The 16,989-nt window shown below is 58.0% G+C and carries 10 protein-coding genes; 5 read left to right on the top strand and 5 right to left on the bottom strand.

Annotated features, from left to right (window positions below):
* Window positions 1-64 precede the first annotated feature (64 nt).
* The 5 genes from I6L58_RS05305 (at window position 65) to iroN (ending at window position 7,914) form a co-directional block, all read left to right on the top strand.
* Complete coding sequence (locus I6L58_RS05305; RefSeq protein ID WP_058610598.1) at window positions 65-1,159, top strand: HlyD family secretion protein; 1,095 nt, start codon at window positions 65-67, stop codon at window positions 1,157-1,159.
* Window positions 1,156-2,727 (top strand): DHA2 family efflux MFS transporter permease subunit, encoded by a 1,572-nt coding sequence (locus I6L58_RS05300; RefSeq protein WP_088207630.1) that lies wholly within the window; start codon window positions 1,156-1,158, stop codon window positions 2,725-2,727. Before I6L58_RS05305 ends, I6L58_RS05300 begins: the two co-directional genes overlap by 4 nt.
* A complete protein-coding gene (locus tag I6L58_RS05295) occupies window positions 2,727-4,250 on the top strand; it encodes an efflux transporter outer membrane subunit (protein ID WP_058610599.1) in 1,524 nt (507 codons plus the stop codon). The genes I6L58_RS05300 and I6L58_RS05295 overlap by 1 nt, the downstream gene beginning before the upstream one ends.
* A gap of 103 nt (window positions 4,251-4,353) precedes the next feature.
* Window positions 4,354-5,394: an aldo/keto reductase gene (locus tag I6L58_RS05290; RefSeq protein WP_058610600.1), complete on the top strand. Its 1,041-nt coding sequence runs from the start codon at window positions 4,354-4,356 to the stop codon at window positions 5,392-5,394.
* Window positions 5,395-5,739: 345 nt separating this feature from the next.
* Window positions 5,740-7,914, top strand: a complete 2,175-nt coding sequence (gene iroN / locus I6L58_RS05285) for a siderophore salmochelin receptor IroN (protein ID WP_088207629.1) — start codon at window positions 5,740-5,742, stop codon at window positions 7,912-7,914.
* Between the two features lie 44 nt (window positions 7,915-7,958).
* Here the strand turns inward: iroN and I6L58_RS05280 are convergent, their stop codons facing one another.
* From I6L58_RS05280 to I6L58_RS05260, 5 genes are all read right to left on the bottom strand, one after another.
* On the bottom strand, window positions 7,959-8,915 hold the full coding sequence (locus tag I6L58_RS05280) for an alpha/beta hydrolase (protein ID WP_006177313.1): 957 nt from the start codon (window positions 8,913-8,915) through the stop codon (window positions 7,959-7,961).
* Window positions 8,916-8,998: 83 nt separating this feature from the next.
* A complete protein-coding gene (locus I6L58_RS05275) occupies window positions 8,999-10,228 on the bottom strand; it encodes an esterase family protein (RefSeq protein ID WP_088207628.1) in 1,230 nt (409 codons plus the stop codon).
* A gap of 101 nt (window positions 10,229-10,329) precedes the next feature.
* The gene (iroC, locus tag I6L58_RS05270; protein ID WP_088207627.1) at window positions 10,330-13,989 is read right to left on the bottom strand and encodes a salmochelin/enterobactin export ABC transporter IroC; all 3,660 of its coding nucleotides are present in this window, start codon (window positions 13,987-13,989) and stop codon (window positions 10,330-10,332) included.
* A gap of 141 nt (window positions 13,990-14,130) precedes the next feature.
* Entirely contained in the window at window positions 14,131-15,246 is a 1,116-nt protein-coding gene (gene iroB / locus I6L58_RS05265; RefSeq protein ID WP_088207626.1) for a salmochelin biosynthesis C-glycosyltransferase IroB, read from the bottom strand.
* A 576-nt stretch (window positions 15,247-15,822) separates the two neighbouring features.
* The gene (locus I6L58_RS05260) at window positions 15,823-16,629 is read right to left on the bottom strand and encodes a DUF1460 domain-containing protein (protein ID WP_088207625.1); all 807 of its coding nucleotides are present in this window, start codon (window positions 16,627-16,629) and stop codon (window positions 15,823-15,825) included.
* Between the last annotated feature and the right edge of the window lie 360 nt (window positions 16,630-16,989).

Below are 16,989 nucleotides of genomic sequence, written 5' to 3'. Positions count from 1 at the left end.
CAACGTCCTAGCTTTAGTGAACGGCATAGTGTGATGCCGCTCACTGACAGGACCGTTGCTGACCATGGCAGAAGAACAAAATCCCCCTGCTGACGAGCAGGAAAAAAACAATAAAGAACGCAAGCGCCCCGGCAAAAAACCGTTAATTATCCTCGGCATCGTTGTCGTGGTGATGGTTGTGGTGGCGCTGGTCTGGTGGTTTTTAACCCGTAACGAAGAGACCACGGACGACGCCTTCACCGACGGCGACGTGGTGACCATCGCCCCCAAAACGGCGGGCTATGTCACCGAGCTGCGGGTGCGCGATAACCAGCGCGTAAAGAAAGGTGATGTGCTGGTGGTTATCGATCCGCGCGATACCGCCGCGCAGCGCGACCAGGCGCAGGCCCAGCTTGGGCTGGCCGTGGCACAGCTGCATCAGGCGCAGGCCCAGCTGGCGCTCTCGAAGGTGCAGTATCCTGCCCAGCGCGACGAAGCCAAAGCGCAGGTGCTCAAGGCGCAGGCAGATATGGCGAACGCCCAGGCCGAGTATCGCCGCCAGCGCGGCGTTGACCCCCGAGCGACCACCCAGCAAAGTATCGATTCCGCTAATGCCCAGCTGCGTAGCGCTCAGGCTGGCCTGGCCAGCGCGCAGGCGCAGCTTGAGGTGGCGGAGCAGGTTCAGCTGCAGATTCGCCAGCAGGAGACCAACGTCGAAGCGCGTGAACGTCAGGTTGACCAGGCGAAAGCGCAGCTCGAAACCGCCAATCTCAATCTTTCGTACACCGAGGTGCGCGCCCCGTTCGACGGCTTTGTCACCAAACGTAACGTTCAGCCCGGCACGCTGGTGCAGGCGGGAACGGCGCTGTTCTCGCTGGTCTCCCCGAACGTGTGGGTGGTTGCGAACTTCAAAGAGTCGCAGCTTGAGCGCATGAAACCAGGCGACAAGGTCAGCGTCTCTGTGGATGCCTGGCCAGATATGGCGCTTGAAGGCCATATCGACAGCATCCAGCAGGGCAGCGGATCGCGCTTCTCGGCCTTCCCGTCGGAAAATGCCACCGGTAACTTTGTGAAAATCGTCCAGCGCGTGCCGGTGAAAATCGTCATTGATAAAGGTCTGGATCCGAACAAACCGCTGCCGCTGGGGCTGTCGGTTGAACCGAAGGTGACGGTGGAATGACGGACCACAGCCACGACAACTGGAAGCCTGCCAGCAACCCGTGGGCGGTGGCGATTGTAGTCACGCTGGCGGTGTTTATGGAGATCCTCGACACCACCATCGTCAACGTGGCGCTGCCGCACGTCGCCGGGTCGCTCTCGTCAAGCTATGACGAATCCACCTGGGTGCTCACCAGTTACCTGGTCGCCAACGGCATCGTGCTGCCTATTTCCGCCTTCCTGAGCCGGGTGTTTGGCCGCAAGCAGTTCTTTCTGATCTGCATTGTGATGTTTACCGTCTGTTCGTTCCTGTGCGGCATTGCCACCGAGCTGTGGCAGATCATTCTGTTCCGCATCATGCAGGGCTTTTTCGGCGGCGGGCTACAGCCTACCCAGCAGTCGGTGTTGCTCGATTACTTCAAGCCGGAGGATCGGGGTAAAGCCTTTGGCCTCTCGTCCATCGCCATTATCGTCGCGCCGGTGCTCGGCCCGACGCTGGGCGGCTGGATCACCGACAACTACTCCTGGCGCTGGGTATTTTTCATCAACATTCCCGTGGGGATCATTACGGTGCTGGCGATCTACCAGCTTCTGGAAGATCCGCCGTGGGAAAGTAAATCCAAAGAGAAGCTTTCCGTTGACTGGACCGGGATCGGCCTGATCGCCCTCGGGCTGGGCTGCCTGCAGGTGATGCTCGACCGGGGTGAGGATGACGACTGGTTCTACTCAAACTTTATCCGCACCTTTGCGGTGCTGACGCTTATCGGCATTATCGGCGCGATTTACTGGCTGATGTACGCCAAAAAGCCGGTGGTTGACCTGCACTGCATGAAGGATAAGAACTTTGCGGTCTCGAGCCTGCTGATGGCGGGCATGGCGATGATCCTCTACGGCAGTTCGGTGGTGATCCCGCAGCTGGCGCAGCAGGATCTGGGCTATACCGCCACCTGGTCGGGCATGGTGCTTTCGCCGGGCGCAATTTTGATTGTGTTGACCATACCGCTGGTGCTGAAGCTGATGCCGGTGGTGCAGACGCGCTGGATCATCGCCTTCGGTTTTACCTGTCTGGCGGTGTCGTTCTTCTGGTCGCGCACGCTGACGCCGGATATTGATTTCGAAACGCTGGTGCTGTTCCGCAGCGCGCAGTCGATCGGGCTGGGGTTCCTGTTTGTGCCCCTGACCACCATTGCGTTTATTTCGATTCCACGGCAGCTCAACGCCGACGCGGCGGCGCTGTTTACCATGTTCCGCAACGTCGCAGGCTCGATTGGCATTTCGCTCTCGACGGCAGCGATTACCGAGCGCTCTCAGGCCCACAGCGCGCATCTGGCGTATCACGCCTCGCCGTTTAACGAGCAGTTCCAGCTGGCGATCCGCGAAAGTGCCCAGGCTATCCAGAACTTCACGACGCAGGTGGGCGACCCGACGGGTATCGCCACCGGGCGGATGTACCAGACCATGATCGAACAGTCGCGCTTCCTGGCCTATATCGACGTCTTTACCATTCTGAGCGCGGTGGCCTTTTTACTGATTCCGTTTTGTTTGTTGCTCTCGCCGGTTAAGAGCGAGGGGAGTGCAGGAGCACACTGATGATACACAGACGTTTACACCCCCTGATGATAATGATGTTGCTGGTTGGCTGCGCCGTCGGGCCGGACTACCAGCAGCCCGCACCGCCACCCTCCAGCCACTGGAATGACAAGGGCGACGGCGAGGTGAAGTCGAAAACGGTTTCAGCCGCGACCAACCCGCGCTGGTGGAAAACCTTTGGCTCGCCGCAGCTCGACAGCCTGGTTGAACGCGCCATCGCCGGAAATTTATCGCTGCAGCAAACGGTGCTGCGCATCGCCGGCGCGCGTGAGCAAATTAATCAGGCGGGCGGCGCGTTTTATCCGGCGGTTAACGGCAACCTGCAGGCAACGCGCCAGCAGCTTGGGCTGGAGGGGGAGCTGAAATCTCACGGGGTGTACGACCAGCTTGATAATGTCGACCCGCAGCTGCGAGGCGCGTTAGGCCCGCTGACCCAGCCGATCAATCTTTACCAGGGCAGCTTTGACGCCCAGTGGGAAATCGACCTGTGGGGCAAGGTGCGCCGTCAGGTTGAGGCCGCCGAAGCGCAGCAGAAGGTGGCCATTGAGCAGCGTAACGATGCGCTGGTGTCGCTGGAGGCGGAAGTGGCGCGGGCGTGGCTACAGCTGCGCGGCGCGCAGAGCATTATCGCCACGCTGAATACCCAGATTGAGAGCGCACAGCAGACGCTGGAGCTTACCGACAGCCGTCAGCGCGGCGGGCTTTCACCGCAGATGGATGTGGAGAATGCCCGTGCGCAGCTGGGCAATCTGGAGGCGCAGCTGCCGCAGTATCAGGCACAGGAACGCCAGGCGATGAACGGCCTGGCCATTCTGCTCGGCAAACCGCCGGGCGCGCTGGACGCAGAGCTGCAGTCGGCACAGCCGATGCCCGCGCTGCCGGATATTGTCCAGACGGGCATTCCGTCAACGCTGGCGCGCCGCCGTCCGGACGTGCGTCAGGCAGAAGCCCAACTCCATGCGGCGACGGCGGAGATCGGCGTCTCGGTGGCGGAGCTGTTCCCGAGCTTTACCCTTTCCGGGCAGTTTGGTCTGCGCAACAGCGAAACCAACTGGCTCACCGACTGGAGCAGCCACTTTTACAGCTTTGGCCCGCAGGTTTCCATTCCCATCTTCCAGGGCGGTCGGCTGGTCTCCAGCGTGAAGGTGGCGCGCGCGCAGCAGGGCGCAGCGGTGCTGGACTATCGCCAGACGGTGCTGACCGCGCTGGGTGATGTTGAAAACGCGCTGGTGAGCTACCGCACCGACCAGCAGCGCGAAGCGGGCCTCGCGAAAACCATTGATGCGCTGCAAAACGCCTTCGACCTGGCGAGCGACAGCTATCGACAGGGGATCGCCAGCTTTATCGACGTGCTGGACGCGCAGCGTCAGCTTGCTCAGGCGCAGCAGCAGCGGGCCCAGGCGCAGGTGCAAAGCGCGCTCGACCTGGTGGCGCTGTACAAGGCGCTGGGCGGCGGCTGGGAGCCGTATCAGCAGGTGCAGCTGCCAGATTACAAGGTCTTTGGCGACGCGCCGCGGGGATAAGATTCAGAGGATTGGGCAAGAAACGGACAGGAACGCCACATTCGCGCTGGCTGAGCGGCGGGTATAACTGTTAAGCACCCAAACGAAAAGCGAGGAATGAATTATGCGTTATCAAAAACTAGGCAATACCGGTCTGTTTGTTTCTGAACTGTGCCTCGGGACCATGACCTTTGGCGGGGAAGGCGGCATGTGGGGCAAGATTGGTCAGCTTCAGCAAAGCGACGCCGAGCAGCTGGTGGGCCGCGCGCTGGACGCCGGGATCAATTTTATCGACACGGCAGATGTCTACTCGGAAGGGCGGTCGGAGGAGATCACCGGCCAGGCGCTGAAGAACCTGAAGATCCCCCGCGAGAACGTAGTGGTCGCCACAAAAGTCTTCGGTGAAACGGGAACGGCGGGGGTGAACTCGCGCGGCAGCTCGCGGTACCACATCATCAATAGCGCCAAAGAGAGCCTGCGCCGCCTGCAGCTCGATCATATCGATCTTTATCAGCTCCACGGTTTTGACCCGGCCACGCCGATCGAAGAGACGCTTTATGCGCTGGATAACCTCGTTCAGCACGGTCACGTACGCTATATCGGCGTCTCTAACTGGGCGGCATGGCAGATCGCCAAAGCGCTGGGCATTTCCGAGCGTCTGGGGCTGTCGCGATTTGCTTCGCTGCAGGCGTATTACACCCTTGCCGGGCGCGATCTGGAGCGTGAGCTGGTGCCGATGATGCAGAGCGAAGGCGTCGGGCTGATGGTCTGGAGCCCGCTGGCGGGTGGCCTGCTGAGCGGCAAGTATGACCGCAACGGACAGAGCGCATCAGGCGGACGTCGACTGGAGTTTGATTTCCCGCCCGTGAACAAGGATCGCGCTTTCGACTGCGTGGATGTGATGCGCACCCTGGCGGAAGAAAAGGGCGTGTCGGTGGCGCAAATTGCGCTGGCATGGCTGCTGCACCAGAAGGCGGTGACCAGCGTCATTATCGGGGCGAAACGGGTCGATCAGTTGGATGACAACATTGCCGCAACCAGCGTTCAGCTGAGCGACGATGAGCTGAAACAGCTGGATGCGGTCAGCGCGCTGCCGCGCGAGTATCCTGGCTGGATGCTGGAGCGCCAGGGCGAGTACCGTCGCAATCAGTTAGCGCAACAATAACCTTTCTTTCCCCGGTGGCGCTTGCGCTTACCGGGGCTACGTTCCTCTGTAATGTCATATTAACGTTATGTCACAACACGACATTCCCGTGGGCCGTTCTCTTCTTCCGCTGTTTCAGTATGCCAGCTTTACGAACGCACAGGGCGGTACCCGGGAAGAATCACTCCGGTCAATGCGTGCGTTTCGTTAATGCGCGCATCCGTGGATTAAGGATTGCCTTAATCCTTCCCAAATGATATTAATTATCATTCTTATTATAAAAATAATGGCAGTTAAAAATATCTGGCAAGGATGTGAGCTTAACGATCGATCACTTTTACGTTAAGCATGTATTAGGGAATGGGTATGAGAATTATCAAGATCTTCTGGCCGCTCACTGCGCTTCTGGCAGGGTTGAACAGTCAGGTATCACTGGCAAAATCCTCCGATGATAACGACGAGACCCTGGTGGTGGAAGCCACCGCTGAGCAGGTACTCAAACAGCAGCCGGGCGTGTCGATTATTACCAGCGAAGATATTAAAAAGAACCCTCCGGTCAACGATCTCTCCGATATTATTCGCAAAATGCCCGGTGTTAATCTGACCGGCAACAGCGCCTCGGGTACACGCGGTAATAACCGCCAGATCGACATTCGCGGCATGGGGCCGGAGAACACCTTAATTTTAATTGATGGTGTACCGGTGACGTCGCGCAACGCCGTGCGTTATAGCTGGCGCGGAGAGCGTGATACCCGCGGCGACACCAACTGGGTGCCACCGGAACAGGTTGAGCGTATTGAAGTGATCCGCGGCCCTGCGGCGGCACGCTACGGTTCGGGCGCAGCGGGCGGGGTGGTGAACATTATTACCAAACGCCCCACCAACGACTGGCACGGTTCGCTGTCGTTATACACCAACCAGCCGGAAAGCAGCGACGAAGGCGCTACGCGTCGCGCCAACTTCAGCCTGAGTGGGCCGCTGGTTGGCGATGCGCTGACCATGCGTCTGTACGGCAACCTGAATAAAACCGATGCCGACAGCTGGGATATCAACTCCCTGGCCGGTACGAAAAACGCGGCCGGGCATGAAGGGGTGCGCAACAAAGATATCAACGGCGTTGTCTCGTGGAAATTAAATCCGCAGCAAATTATCGATTTCGAAGCCGGATATAGCCGCCAGGGGAATATCTATGCTGGCGATACGCAAAACAGTTCTTCCAGTGCCGTCACTGAAAGCCTGGCGAAATCCGGTGAAGAGACGAACCGCCTGTACCGGCAGAATTATGGCGTTACGCACAATGGTATCTGGGACTGGGGTCAAAGCCGTTTTGGTGTCTATTATGAGAAAACCAATAACACCCGTATGAACGAAGGATTATCCGGCGGTGGTGAAGGGCGTATTTCAGCGGATGAAAAGTTCACGACCAATCGCCTGAGCTCCTGGCGAACCAGCGGCGAGGTTAATATTCCGTTGAATGCGCTGGTCGATCAAACGCTGACCGTTGGCGCGGAGTGGAGCCGCGATGAGCTCGACGATCCTTCCTCTACCAGCCTGACGGGGGCTGACAGTAATATCGGCGGCATTTCTGGTTCGGCTGCGGATCGCAGCAGTAAAAATCATTCCCAAATCAGTGCGCTGTATCTTGAAGATAATATTGAGCCGGTTCCCGGCACGAATATCATTCCCGGCCTGCGCTTTGATTATCTCAACGAGTCCGGCGGTAACTTCAGCCCCAGCCTGAACCTCTCGCAGGAACTGGGGGATTACTTCAAAGTCAAAGCGGGGATTGCCAGAACCTTTAAAGCACCCAACCTGTATCAATCCAGTGAAGGTTATCTGCTCTACTCGAAAGGCAACGGTTGTCCAAAAGATATTACATCGGGCGGCTGCTACCTGATCGGTAATAAAGATCTCGATCCGGAAATCAGCATTAATAAAGAAATTGGGCTGGAGTTCGCCTGGGAAGATTACCACGCCAGCGTGACCTACTTCCGCAATGACTACCAGAATAAGATTGTGGCCGGAGATAATGTTATCGGGCAAACCGCTTCCGGCGCATATATTCTCCAGTGGCAGAACGGCGGGAAAGCGCTGGTGGACGGTATCGAAGCCAGCATGGCGTTCCCGCTGGTGAAAGATCGTCTGAACTGGAATACCAATGCCACCTGGATGATCACCTCGGAGCAAAAAGACACCGGTAACCCGCTGTCGATCATCCCGAAATACACCATTAATAACTCGCTTGACTGGACCATCACCCAGGCGTTCTCTGCCAGCGTCAACTGGACGTTATACGGCAGACAAAAACCGCGTACCCATGCGGAAACTCGCAGTGAAGATACTGGCGGTCTGTCAGGTAAAGAGCTGGGCGCTTATTCGCTGGTGGGGACGAACTTTAATTACGATATTAATAAAAATCTGCGTCTTAACGTTGGTGTCAGCAATATCTTCGATAAACAGATCTACCGATCTTCCGAAGGGGCGAATACCTATAACGAGCCTGGTCGGGCTTATTATGCCGGTGTTACCGCGTCATTCTGATCGTAGTGCCAGAGGCGTACTGCCCGCGTCAAGGCGGGCAGTGTTTAGCGGCTTAATGCATGACAGCCTGCTGTGTTACCTGCGTTTTCACCACTGATATCTAACAGCGCTCCGCGAAAGGAGGCGTTGAACATCGGCCCGTGCCCCAGGTTCGGGAAATCCCAAAAGGCGGCAGTGACGCCTTTATCATCCAGCGTGGCGAGAGTGGCATGAATTTTCGTCAGCACCCCGGCAGCATGCGTTTCCCGGTTATCGCCCGGCGTCGCCGAACCTTCCATTATCATCAGGCGCCTGGCGCAGTATTGCGACGGCTCAACCGCCGTGATGCGGCTCAACAGCGCATCATGGCCTCTGCCCAACGACGGGCTGGCGCTGTAGTACGTCCGGAAATAAGAGGAGGACAGCCAGGCATCCAGCACGAACAGGCCGCCGTAGGAGTGCCCCCACAGGCCGCGGCGCTGCCGATCGATATTCAATCCCTGTTCCACCTTTGGCGCTATACGCGTTTCCAGTAACTGGCGGAAGTCGTTGCTACCCCCACTCTTACGGCTAAAACGCCCGTTGCGGGTATCCGTTTTGCCGCTTTCTGCTGCTGGCGTATAGTCGTAGGCCCTGCCGTTGAGATCGAAGGGGAGGTTGGTCTGATACCCGACAGCCACAATCACCGGCGGTGATTTTTCTGCCAGCTGTTTGAGCAGGTCGTCGTTCAGGCGGTCCATAACTGCGTTGCCGTCAAGCATATATAAAATCGGGTAGCCTGACGCCGGTGCGGCTTTATTTGGCACGGCCGTCCATACCCGATAATGGCGGCTGCCATCGGCGGAGTCGAACGAGTTGACGCTGAAATGGTAAAACGCGGAGCCTTTATCGGCGATATTTGGCCCCAGTGGCTGCATATCCGGCTTTGCAAAAGCGTGCGCACTCCAGATAAGGGTGAGACCAGAAAAAAGAGTGACAAGCGCCTTGCGTGGGCGTGTTGGGCGATACTCGCGGGCATACATCTGATGATTATTCCTTTTCCGCAGGTGACATTTTCTTTATTCAGGAAGCCTGTACAGTTGCCTGAATGTGTTCGCGGGTCAAGTCAACCCTGCAGTAAACCAAGCCCGTCAATCAGTGCGCCGCGCCACCATGCGTAATCGTGACCCCCGGTATATATTACGCAATGGCTGTCGACGCCCGCGGTAAGCAACTGCTGATGGAGCTGCTGAACGTGCGGTACCGTAGAACCTTCCAGCGATCCCACGCACAGGCGGATGCGCACGCCCTGCGGCGGGGCAGAAAGCAGATGTTCGCTCACCCATGACGTATCGGTTTCGCTGAACACGTTTGGCCGGCTGGCACCCTGTGGCGTCCACCACATCGAAGGGGAGTGGCTGAGCGCCAGACCGAACGTTTCCGGTGCGTGACGAGCGGCCATGAGCGCGCTGACCCCACCGAGGCTTTGTCCGGCCAGCACGGTGCGCGAACGGTCTGCCCACTGCCGCTGTGGGTGTTCAGCGCGGATCGTCGGCAACAACTGGCCGGCGATATCCTTTATCAGCTCGCTGCGCCCGCCGAGTATCGCAGTTCGCTCGTGTTCATCGATATTGTCGATGCCAAGTACAGCCACGGGCACGATGCGTCCATTGTTTATGGCGGCGTCAATTGCCGCGCATACGCCAAGGTGATCGAACCAGGTTTCACCATCGGGCAGCACCACCAGGCCGAGGGGCTGCGAAACATCAACGTCCGGCAGGTAGAGCCGAACCCGGCGCGATTCCCCGGCGATAGTGCGCGCCGAGGTAAGCAATTGCCCGCTGGGTGACCCGCCGCGCCATTCGGACTGGGCGGGAGCTTTATCAAGTGCCAGCACCGACTCCTGTGTGCTTCCCCGAACGTTGATCCCCGGCGTTTTGTTTAGCGGATCGGCGTGCCCGACGAGGGTAGCAAAGCGGCCTCCGGACTGTGCAATCGTCTCGGCCGGGGTGCCGGGGGGGATTTCCACCAGCGAATAGGAGCCGCAGTAGCTTGCGGGTAAACGCAGCGTCAAAGTCCAGATATCCGTTGCGGGAAGGGCGGTCATCATCCCTTTCGCCACGTGCTCTTTATCCGTCACCCGATTCAGACGCAGATAAACGCCCTGCAGAGGGTGCCTGGCGCGCCACAGAAATGTCACATCACGCTCGTCTTTCGCTCCGTCGACTGGCGTCACCAGCGGTACATTCAGCGACTCAGCGTCTCGCCAGAAGTCAGAAAGGTTAGCAATGTGGCCTGCTGCCAGCTGGCTGCGCAGCCTGACGATAGTAGAGGGATGTTGTTGCATGTTCAGCATTCACTCTCTTTGAATATGAAGGGTGTCAGTATAAATAGCTAAAGCGGCTATTCCGGGAACAGCCGCTTCAGCGCGTGTTTTTTAATGTCTTGCGCGTGCAATCACTCTTCCACGATTTCCCCCGTGATGGCGTGCTGGCGATGGGGAACAGCGCTGCCGACGCTGTCATGCCACAAGCGGGTATAGAGACCGCCGGCCGCTAACAGCTGTTCGTGGGTGCCGTATTCCGCAAGCTGCCCCTTATCGATAACGGCAATCAGATCGCAGCGCTGCGCGGTGGTCAGACGGTGCGCCACAATCAGCGCCAGGTGCTTCCCGGCGTGCGCGACGTCTGTTAAGGATGACATCAATCGCTCTTCGGATGTGCGATCCAGGCGTGACGTGGCTTCATCGAGCAACAGGATGTGAGCATTCGCCAGTTGTGCGCGGGCCAGCGCAATCAGCTGGCGCTGACCTGCGGACAGATCGGCACCGCCGTTATTCACCGGTGTCCGGAATCCCTGCGGCAGATTGCGCACCGTCTCATACAGCCCTGCCCGCTGAGAGGCAATCTCAACGTCGTCATTGGTGCTGGATGGCCGTGAGTAACGAATGTTTTCCGCAATATCACCACTAAACAACGCCACATCCTGATCGACCAGCCCAATCTGACGACGGTAATCGGCAAGCGAGGCATCATCAATCATCCGATCGCCAATGCTGATCCTGCCGTGGGTGGGGGAATACAATCCTGCGATCAGCTTAATCAGCGTTGACTTACCCGCACCGCTGCGACCAACGACCGCGACGACCCTTCCCTCAGGGATTGTCAGGGTAAGTTTGTTCAGCGCGGGTTCAGGACTGTCGGGATAACTGAATGTGACCTCATCAAGATGCAGTGCGCCGGTGGCGGGCGGTGCGGAAGAGGGCTCGATGTTCTCTGTGCCTTCGGTCGCCAGCAGTTCATTGATATGTTTACCGCTGGCCGTCGCCTGCTGCCAGGCGTCGACAATTCCTGATAACTGCTGCACTGGCCCATAGAATTGCCCCAGCAGCAGGAAGAAAGCCGCCAGCACCCCGGCGGTCATTTCGCCTTCGGCGACCCGCGATGCCCCCACCAGAAGAACGGCGGCATAGGAGGCCTCGGTGCAGAAGGTCAGGAACGGGAAATAGACGGCAAGGTATTTTTGCGCACGTACGCGGGTCGCACGGAACCGATCTGATAAGGCGCGCAACCGGGCGGCTTCCTGTTCCTGCTGGCCATGCGATTGCACAACGCGCAAGCCGGAGACTTTCTCCTGCAGGGTGCTGTTGACTTTGCCTATTTCCAGCCGCGCCTGCGCATAAGCAGGGGAGCTGAGGCGGCGATAAATCCAGGTTGCCAGTGCGACCACTGGCACTGCGCTTAATGCCGTCAGCGCCAGGAGCGGGTCGAGCCAGAACATGGCGGCGGCGATGGCGAACATCGTCACCAGGCTGGTGGCTGCACTGGCAAGGCCGTTTTGCAGAAAGCGGGCGAGCGAGTCCACATCTACGGTCATGCGGGTCAGACGCGAATCGACATGCTTTTCATGCCAGGGGAGACCAAGACGCAGCATATGGCCGAAGCTGCGCAAGCGCACCGTATGCTGGACTGACTCTGCCGCTCTGGCGGCGAAGACAGTCTGTAGTGAATAACAGCACCAGCTCACGGCCACCAGGCACAGGGCGAATAGGGCACAGAGGCCGATAGTCGACATATCGCCTGTGGCAACGCCGGAGTCAATGCCGCGCTGCAGCAGTATCAGTACCCCGACGCCTGCCGCCGAATCGAGGGCGATCAGCAGGGCGGCGATGACGAACATCCACGCCACGGGCTTCAGCAGCGACGTGACTTTGCGGCCTTTACCGGCCAGCACCTGCTGTACTGCATGTTCCGGCACGCGCGTCATACGGGCGACAAAGCCTTTATCCCCCGTCTGCGCCGCATCGTCTTGCGCCGCTGGTACGGTCGGCCACAATCCGTTAGGCCCACTGTGGGAAGGCGCGAGGAAATCGCTGTCGCCGGTCATCAGCGCGCGGAACGCCGGACAGCGCGCTTCAAGTTCTGCCTGGGTTCCGGTGTCCACCACCCGGCCTTTATCCAGCACCACAATCCGGCTGGCTAACTGAAGCGTCGAGCGGCGTCGGGCAATCACCAGCAGCATATGCTTTTCGTCAGCATAGCGACTCAGCGCGGTGTTGATCTCCGCTTCAGTACCGGCATCGACCGCCGAGGTGGTGTCATCGAGGATCAACACTTCCGGCGCGGTAATGAGCGCCCGCGCCAGCGCGATTCGCTGCCTCTGTCCGCCGGAAAGATTTGTACCGCGTTCGGTTAATTGGGTATCGAAGCCTTTCGGCAGGGCGTTGATAAAATCGCTGGCTCCTGCTGCCCTAGCTGCGAGGCGAATGTCGTCCGCCGTTGCCTGAGGGTGCCCGTAGGCGATATTTTCCGCCACCGTACCGGCAAACAGAAAAGCATCCTCAAACACAACGCCTACCCGACGACGAAGCGCCTCCAGCCTGAGATCGCGGAGGTTCTGTCGGCCTGCGCTGGTGTTGAGCCATATCTCTCCGGCGCTGGGATCGTAAAAACGCGCCAGCAGCATCAGCAGCGTGGATTTCCCGGAACCCGATGCACCCACTACCGCCACGGTTTCACCGGCGTGCAGGGAAAAGGAGACATCGCTGAGGATGCGTCTGCCGCCACGGTAGTCGAAGCTCATATTCTCCAGTTGCAGCCCGATAACCTGGCCGTTAACCGCCTCCGTCCCGTCTTCCATCTGCGAACGGGTGTCGATCAGAGCAAACACGCGCTCCACGGACGCCTGGGTGCGCTGGGCGATAACCAGAAACGATGCCAGTACACGGGTTGGCCCGGTCAGCATCGCGAGGAAGCTGGCAAACGCCACGAAGGTGCCGAGATCGATGTGCCCGTGCATGACTGACCAGCCGCCGTAGCACAGCAGGACGATTTGCCCGAGCACCGGCAGCGCCAGCATGGTGGCACCTGGCATCGCCTGCGAGATGGCCGCGCCGATGCGTACCCGCACCATCTGCCGCGACTGGCGATCCAGCCAGCGCGTTTCACGCAGCTCCGCCACGCAGGATTTTACCACTGAGATCTGCGCCAGCACCTCGCGCATATGTTCGGTGAGATTGGCCAGTCGGTCCGAGGCCAGCCCGGTTTGCGCGAAGACCCGGCGACGCGCGCGCAGCGCAGTGATAGCCAGGCATGCCAGTACGCACACGACGATGAGCGTCATGGCGGGTGACATCCACAGCATCACGGCAATGCCGGCAATGTAATAAGTGAACACCGCCAGCGGCACCGGACACATCTGCAGCAGGGTATGCACCTGCTGCAGATCGCTGTTGGTCCGTGAAATCACCTGCCCGGTGCGCAGTGCGTCCTGGCCTGCACCGTCAAGTTTTTGAATACTGTCGAATGCCCGTCCTCGCAGGGTGTGCTGCACCCAGAGCGAGAGCTCCCCGGCATAACCGCGGCGCACGTAGTTACCGATGAAATCAAAAAAGGCGATCAGCAATAGCCCGCAGGCCAGCCACGGCAGACGAGTCGGATTGCCCGCCAGCGCGTCGTTCACCGCTTGCCTTGTCAGCAACGGCGTCAGCGCGGCCAGCAGAATGGTCGAGACCGACGCTACCACCACGATGATGCTAAGTTTCTTACGTTCCCAGCACACGCGTGCCAGGCGAACTATCCAGGACCGCGCAGGAGTGGGAGAGTGAGTCGCAGGCATTAAGCCTCCTCCGTCTGTAAACAATAGGATCCGCGTCGGATCGCTGTGCAAAAAAGCGCCAGCCCGATCCGGTCCCGCATTGTTACGGGCGTATGATTCCTGGATGCGTGCTGGCGTATGATCGTCATGACGGCGCAGTGGCTACCCTTTCTGTATCCTCGCGATCAGGCTTTTCGCCACCTCGCTCGGACAGGGTTGCGCTGCCATTTCCGCCGCTACCTCTTCAGAGGCGTCGCGAAGCGCACGATTGTCAAGGAAATCATTGATCATGCTGCTCGACAGGCCGTCGTCGCCGGGGATGATCCCGCAGCCGCGTTCGACAACAGCGCGGGCATTGACCGGGCGATCGGCACCCTGGCCGAAGACGATCTGTGGAATACCGGCGTGCAGCGCCGTCAGTGTATTGCCCGCGCCACCATGATGAATGAAGCCATCTGCGCCGTTCAGGAAGGCTCCCATGGGTATCCAGTCGACCAGGCGAACATTTGACGGCAGAGAGCGCAGATCCGACCGCGCATTGGCCGAAAGATGCAGGATAATCTCGGCATCGACTTCGCTGGCGGAATCCATCACCCAGGCGATCAGGTCAAGACCGTCGACCATCGGTTTGACGGTACCGAGGCTCACCAGCAGACGTTTACGGTCGGGCGTCCTCTCCCACCACGGTTCCCACACCGCGCCGCCGTTGTACGGGACGTACTGCATGGGAATAATGGGTTCGCCGTCGTTTTCAAGAATGCTCATGCTCGGTGGTGTTACGTCGATCCAGGCCATATCGCGCGGTGCGGCCGCAACGCCGTGGCGATGATAGGCGTCCGCGAGCGAACGCGTTACGCCTTTGATATGCCAGGGCGTATGGCCGAAGCCGACGGTTTGCATTACGACCGGTATATCGTATTTGGCGGCAATCAGAGGCCCGATGACGCCGAGCGGCGGGTAGATGATGAGATCGGGCCGCCAGTGTCCGGCAAACTCCACCAGGTGGTCGGCCATCTCTTCGCTGAAGAATGAGAAGTTGCCCATTTTTGTGCCGATGTTACTTTCTTTTCGCTGTGCCTCGCGACGGCGATAGTCAGCTTCAGAATCAAAACCGGGTGCGGCGTCAAATACCACCAGCCCCGCTTCTGCCGCTTTTTGGGCGAATTTTCCTCCGCTGGCGATCAGCACTTCATGGCCGTTAACGCGAAACGCCTGTGCCAGAGACAGCACAGGATACAGCAGCCCATAGAGAGGCGGGCCTACAAACAAAATACGCATGAGAAAATCCCTCTCCGCTTGACGAACTAAATCAGGAAGTCGACGCAGTCATCTGCCAGCAGCAGGACGTTAATTTTCGTTAAGCCTGCTTTGACAGACGCCGCGTCCTTTTTGAGTTTCACCAGCCTTACGGACGGTCCTGTCGGTGACTATTCCGTGACGTAGGCGGGTGAATCGGGAATTCCTTGTCCCGGCTTCCATTAACGCTTTCGCGCCGTTGTCCTGTTGAACAGCCCAAACGGCGTCGTGCTGCCACGCCGCGGTGTTCTGATGCATTTGTTGAGTGTGAGACCGTTCAACAAACCTGGAGAGGCTTGTTTCCTGATACCTCTGTATACCTTGCCAGATAAACCATCAATGCAAATGCTAATGATAGTAATTACTATTATCATATTTGAATTGCAACTCTAATTAAACACATAATGCACAATGATTCGTTTATGGGAAAAATCGCAGGTTGGGCTCAGCAAAAGGGGACTCTGTGGATTATGCATTCACGTTCGTGCAGACATTTCGGATGGAAAATGTCATGTCTTGAGCGGAACGTGAGGGTAAGCACACAGTATGATGGGCTGGTCACTCAGCGCGCAGAACGACGATGCCCGGTTTTGCGCGCATGTATTCCAGAAACGCCGAATCCACCACTTTTCTGTTTGCATCCAGTGAGGAGGCATTTCTGAACCATACCTGACCGTCGTGGCGGACCACTATACCCACATGCGAAACGTCCAGCCCCTCAAGCGGAGAATAGACGCCGACATAATCTCCGGTTTTCAGACGGTCCAGTACCTGCTGAGTGATGGCGTTTCCAGAAATATAATTAATTTTACGGTGATGGATGCCCAGGCCGGGGATGTACTCACTCCCATCCGGTTTGCGGTTAAGCTGCTTGTCGACGACAACATAATCAGGGCTAATATCCGGCGTAACGTCCCGGGCATTGCGTGGTTGTGTGGCGAACCAGTCAGAGAAGAAGTGCCGACGGCTGAGATAGTCAACATTCCCGTGGGTGTAACGAACCTCCGCCAGATTATGCAGAAATGTTGTCTTGTCATGGCTGCGCGTCAGGGCCTCGACGTAATCCACCAAAGTAAAACAGTCCACGCCGTTGAAATTCGCGACAAGCGCTTCGGGAATGTCGGGCCCTCCGATGAGCGTGTCAGCCTGGTAAGGCGTACCGAGAAAAGCAGACGACACGCGGCTGATAATCTCCCCGTGTTTTTGACCTGAAAAAGGGATGACATCCGACCGGATTATCCGGCTGACTTTTTCCGCCGTCACGCTGTCCATGAGGGTCTGATATTTTTCTGTATGGGGTGTGGCACAGGAAGTCAGATATACCGACATCAGTAAAACTGTCCATGCTTTTATTTTCACAGTCATCTTCCTTAAAGGTGCAGGTGAGACTTTTACCTTTAAGAAAGATGATTGTAATTGAAATAAAAAATCGCTATTGGTTTATTCCCGGTTGAAAAATCAGGAACTGAATAATGAAAAATGTGAAAGCCATCATACGACCTGACGCTCTTGTGGGATCTGATCGCTCAGTGATGTCTTTATGCAAGTTGTTGTCGGAAATTTTATCGGTTCCGGCGCAGAATCCCACTCTGGCGGCGGTTTACAGGCGGACCTGGAGATTCTGCGTAATGGATTGCGGGGTGGAAAAATCCGATGACGTTATTTCACCAAATAGCGCGGTGTTTACTTCCCGTAAATACTGGCGATGTTACTATGATGCCTGAT

Origin of the sequence: Enterobacter cancerogenus (assembly GCF_019047785.1) — a bacterium.
Classification (GTDB): Bacteria; Pseudomonadota; Gammaproteobacteria; order Enterobacterales; family Enterobacteriaceae; genus Enterobacter; species Enterobacter cancerogenus.
This window is presented reverse-complemented; position numbering and strand designations above follow the sequence as displayed.

Bases quoted from the DNA above. Each gene is read 5' to 3' on its own strand.
- I6L58_RS05300 (WP_088207630.1), top strand. From the start codon at position 1,156: ATGACGGACCACAGCCACGACAACTGGAAGCCTGCCAGCAACCCGTGG.
- I6L58_RS05260 (WP_088207625.1), bottom strand. From the start codon at position 16,629: ATGACTGTGAAAATAAAAGCATGGACAGTTTTACTGATGTCGGTATAT.
- I6L58_RS05280 (WP_006177313.1), bottom strand. From the start codon at position 8,915: ATGTATGCCCGCGAGTATCGCCCAACACGCCCACGCAAGGCGCTTGTC.
- iroN (WP_088207629.1), top strand. From the start codon at position 5,740: ATGAGAATTATCAAGATCTTCTGGCCGCTCACTGCGCTTCTGGCAGGG.
- I6L58_RS05305 (WP_058610598.1), top strand. From the start codon at position 65: ATGGCAGAAGAACAAAATCCCCCTGCTGACGAGCAGGAAAAAAACAAT.
- I6L58_RS05275 (WP_088207628.1), bottom strand. From the start codon at position 10,228: ATGCTGAACATGCAACAACATCCCTCTACTATCGTCAGGCTGCGCAGC.
- I6L58_RS05290 (WP_058610600.1), top strand. From the start codon at position 4,354: ATGCGTTATCAAAAACTAGGCAATACCGGTCTGTTTGTTTCTGAACTG.
- iroC (WP_088207627.1), bottom strand. From the start codon at position 13,989: ATGCCTGCGACTCACTCTCCCACTCCTGCGCGGTCCTGGATAGTTCGC.
- I6L58_RS05295 (WP_058610599.1), top strand. From the start codon at position 2,727: ATGATACACAGACGTTTACACCCCCTGATGATAATGATGTTGCTGGTT.
- iroB (WP_088207626.1), bottom strand. From the start codon at position 15,246: ATGCGTATTTTGTTTGTAGGCCCGCCTCTCTATGGGCTGCTGTATCCT.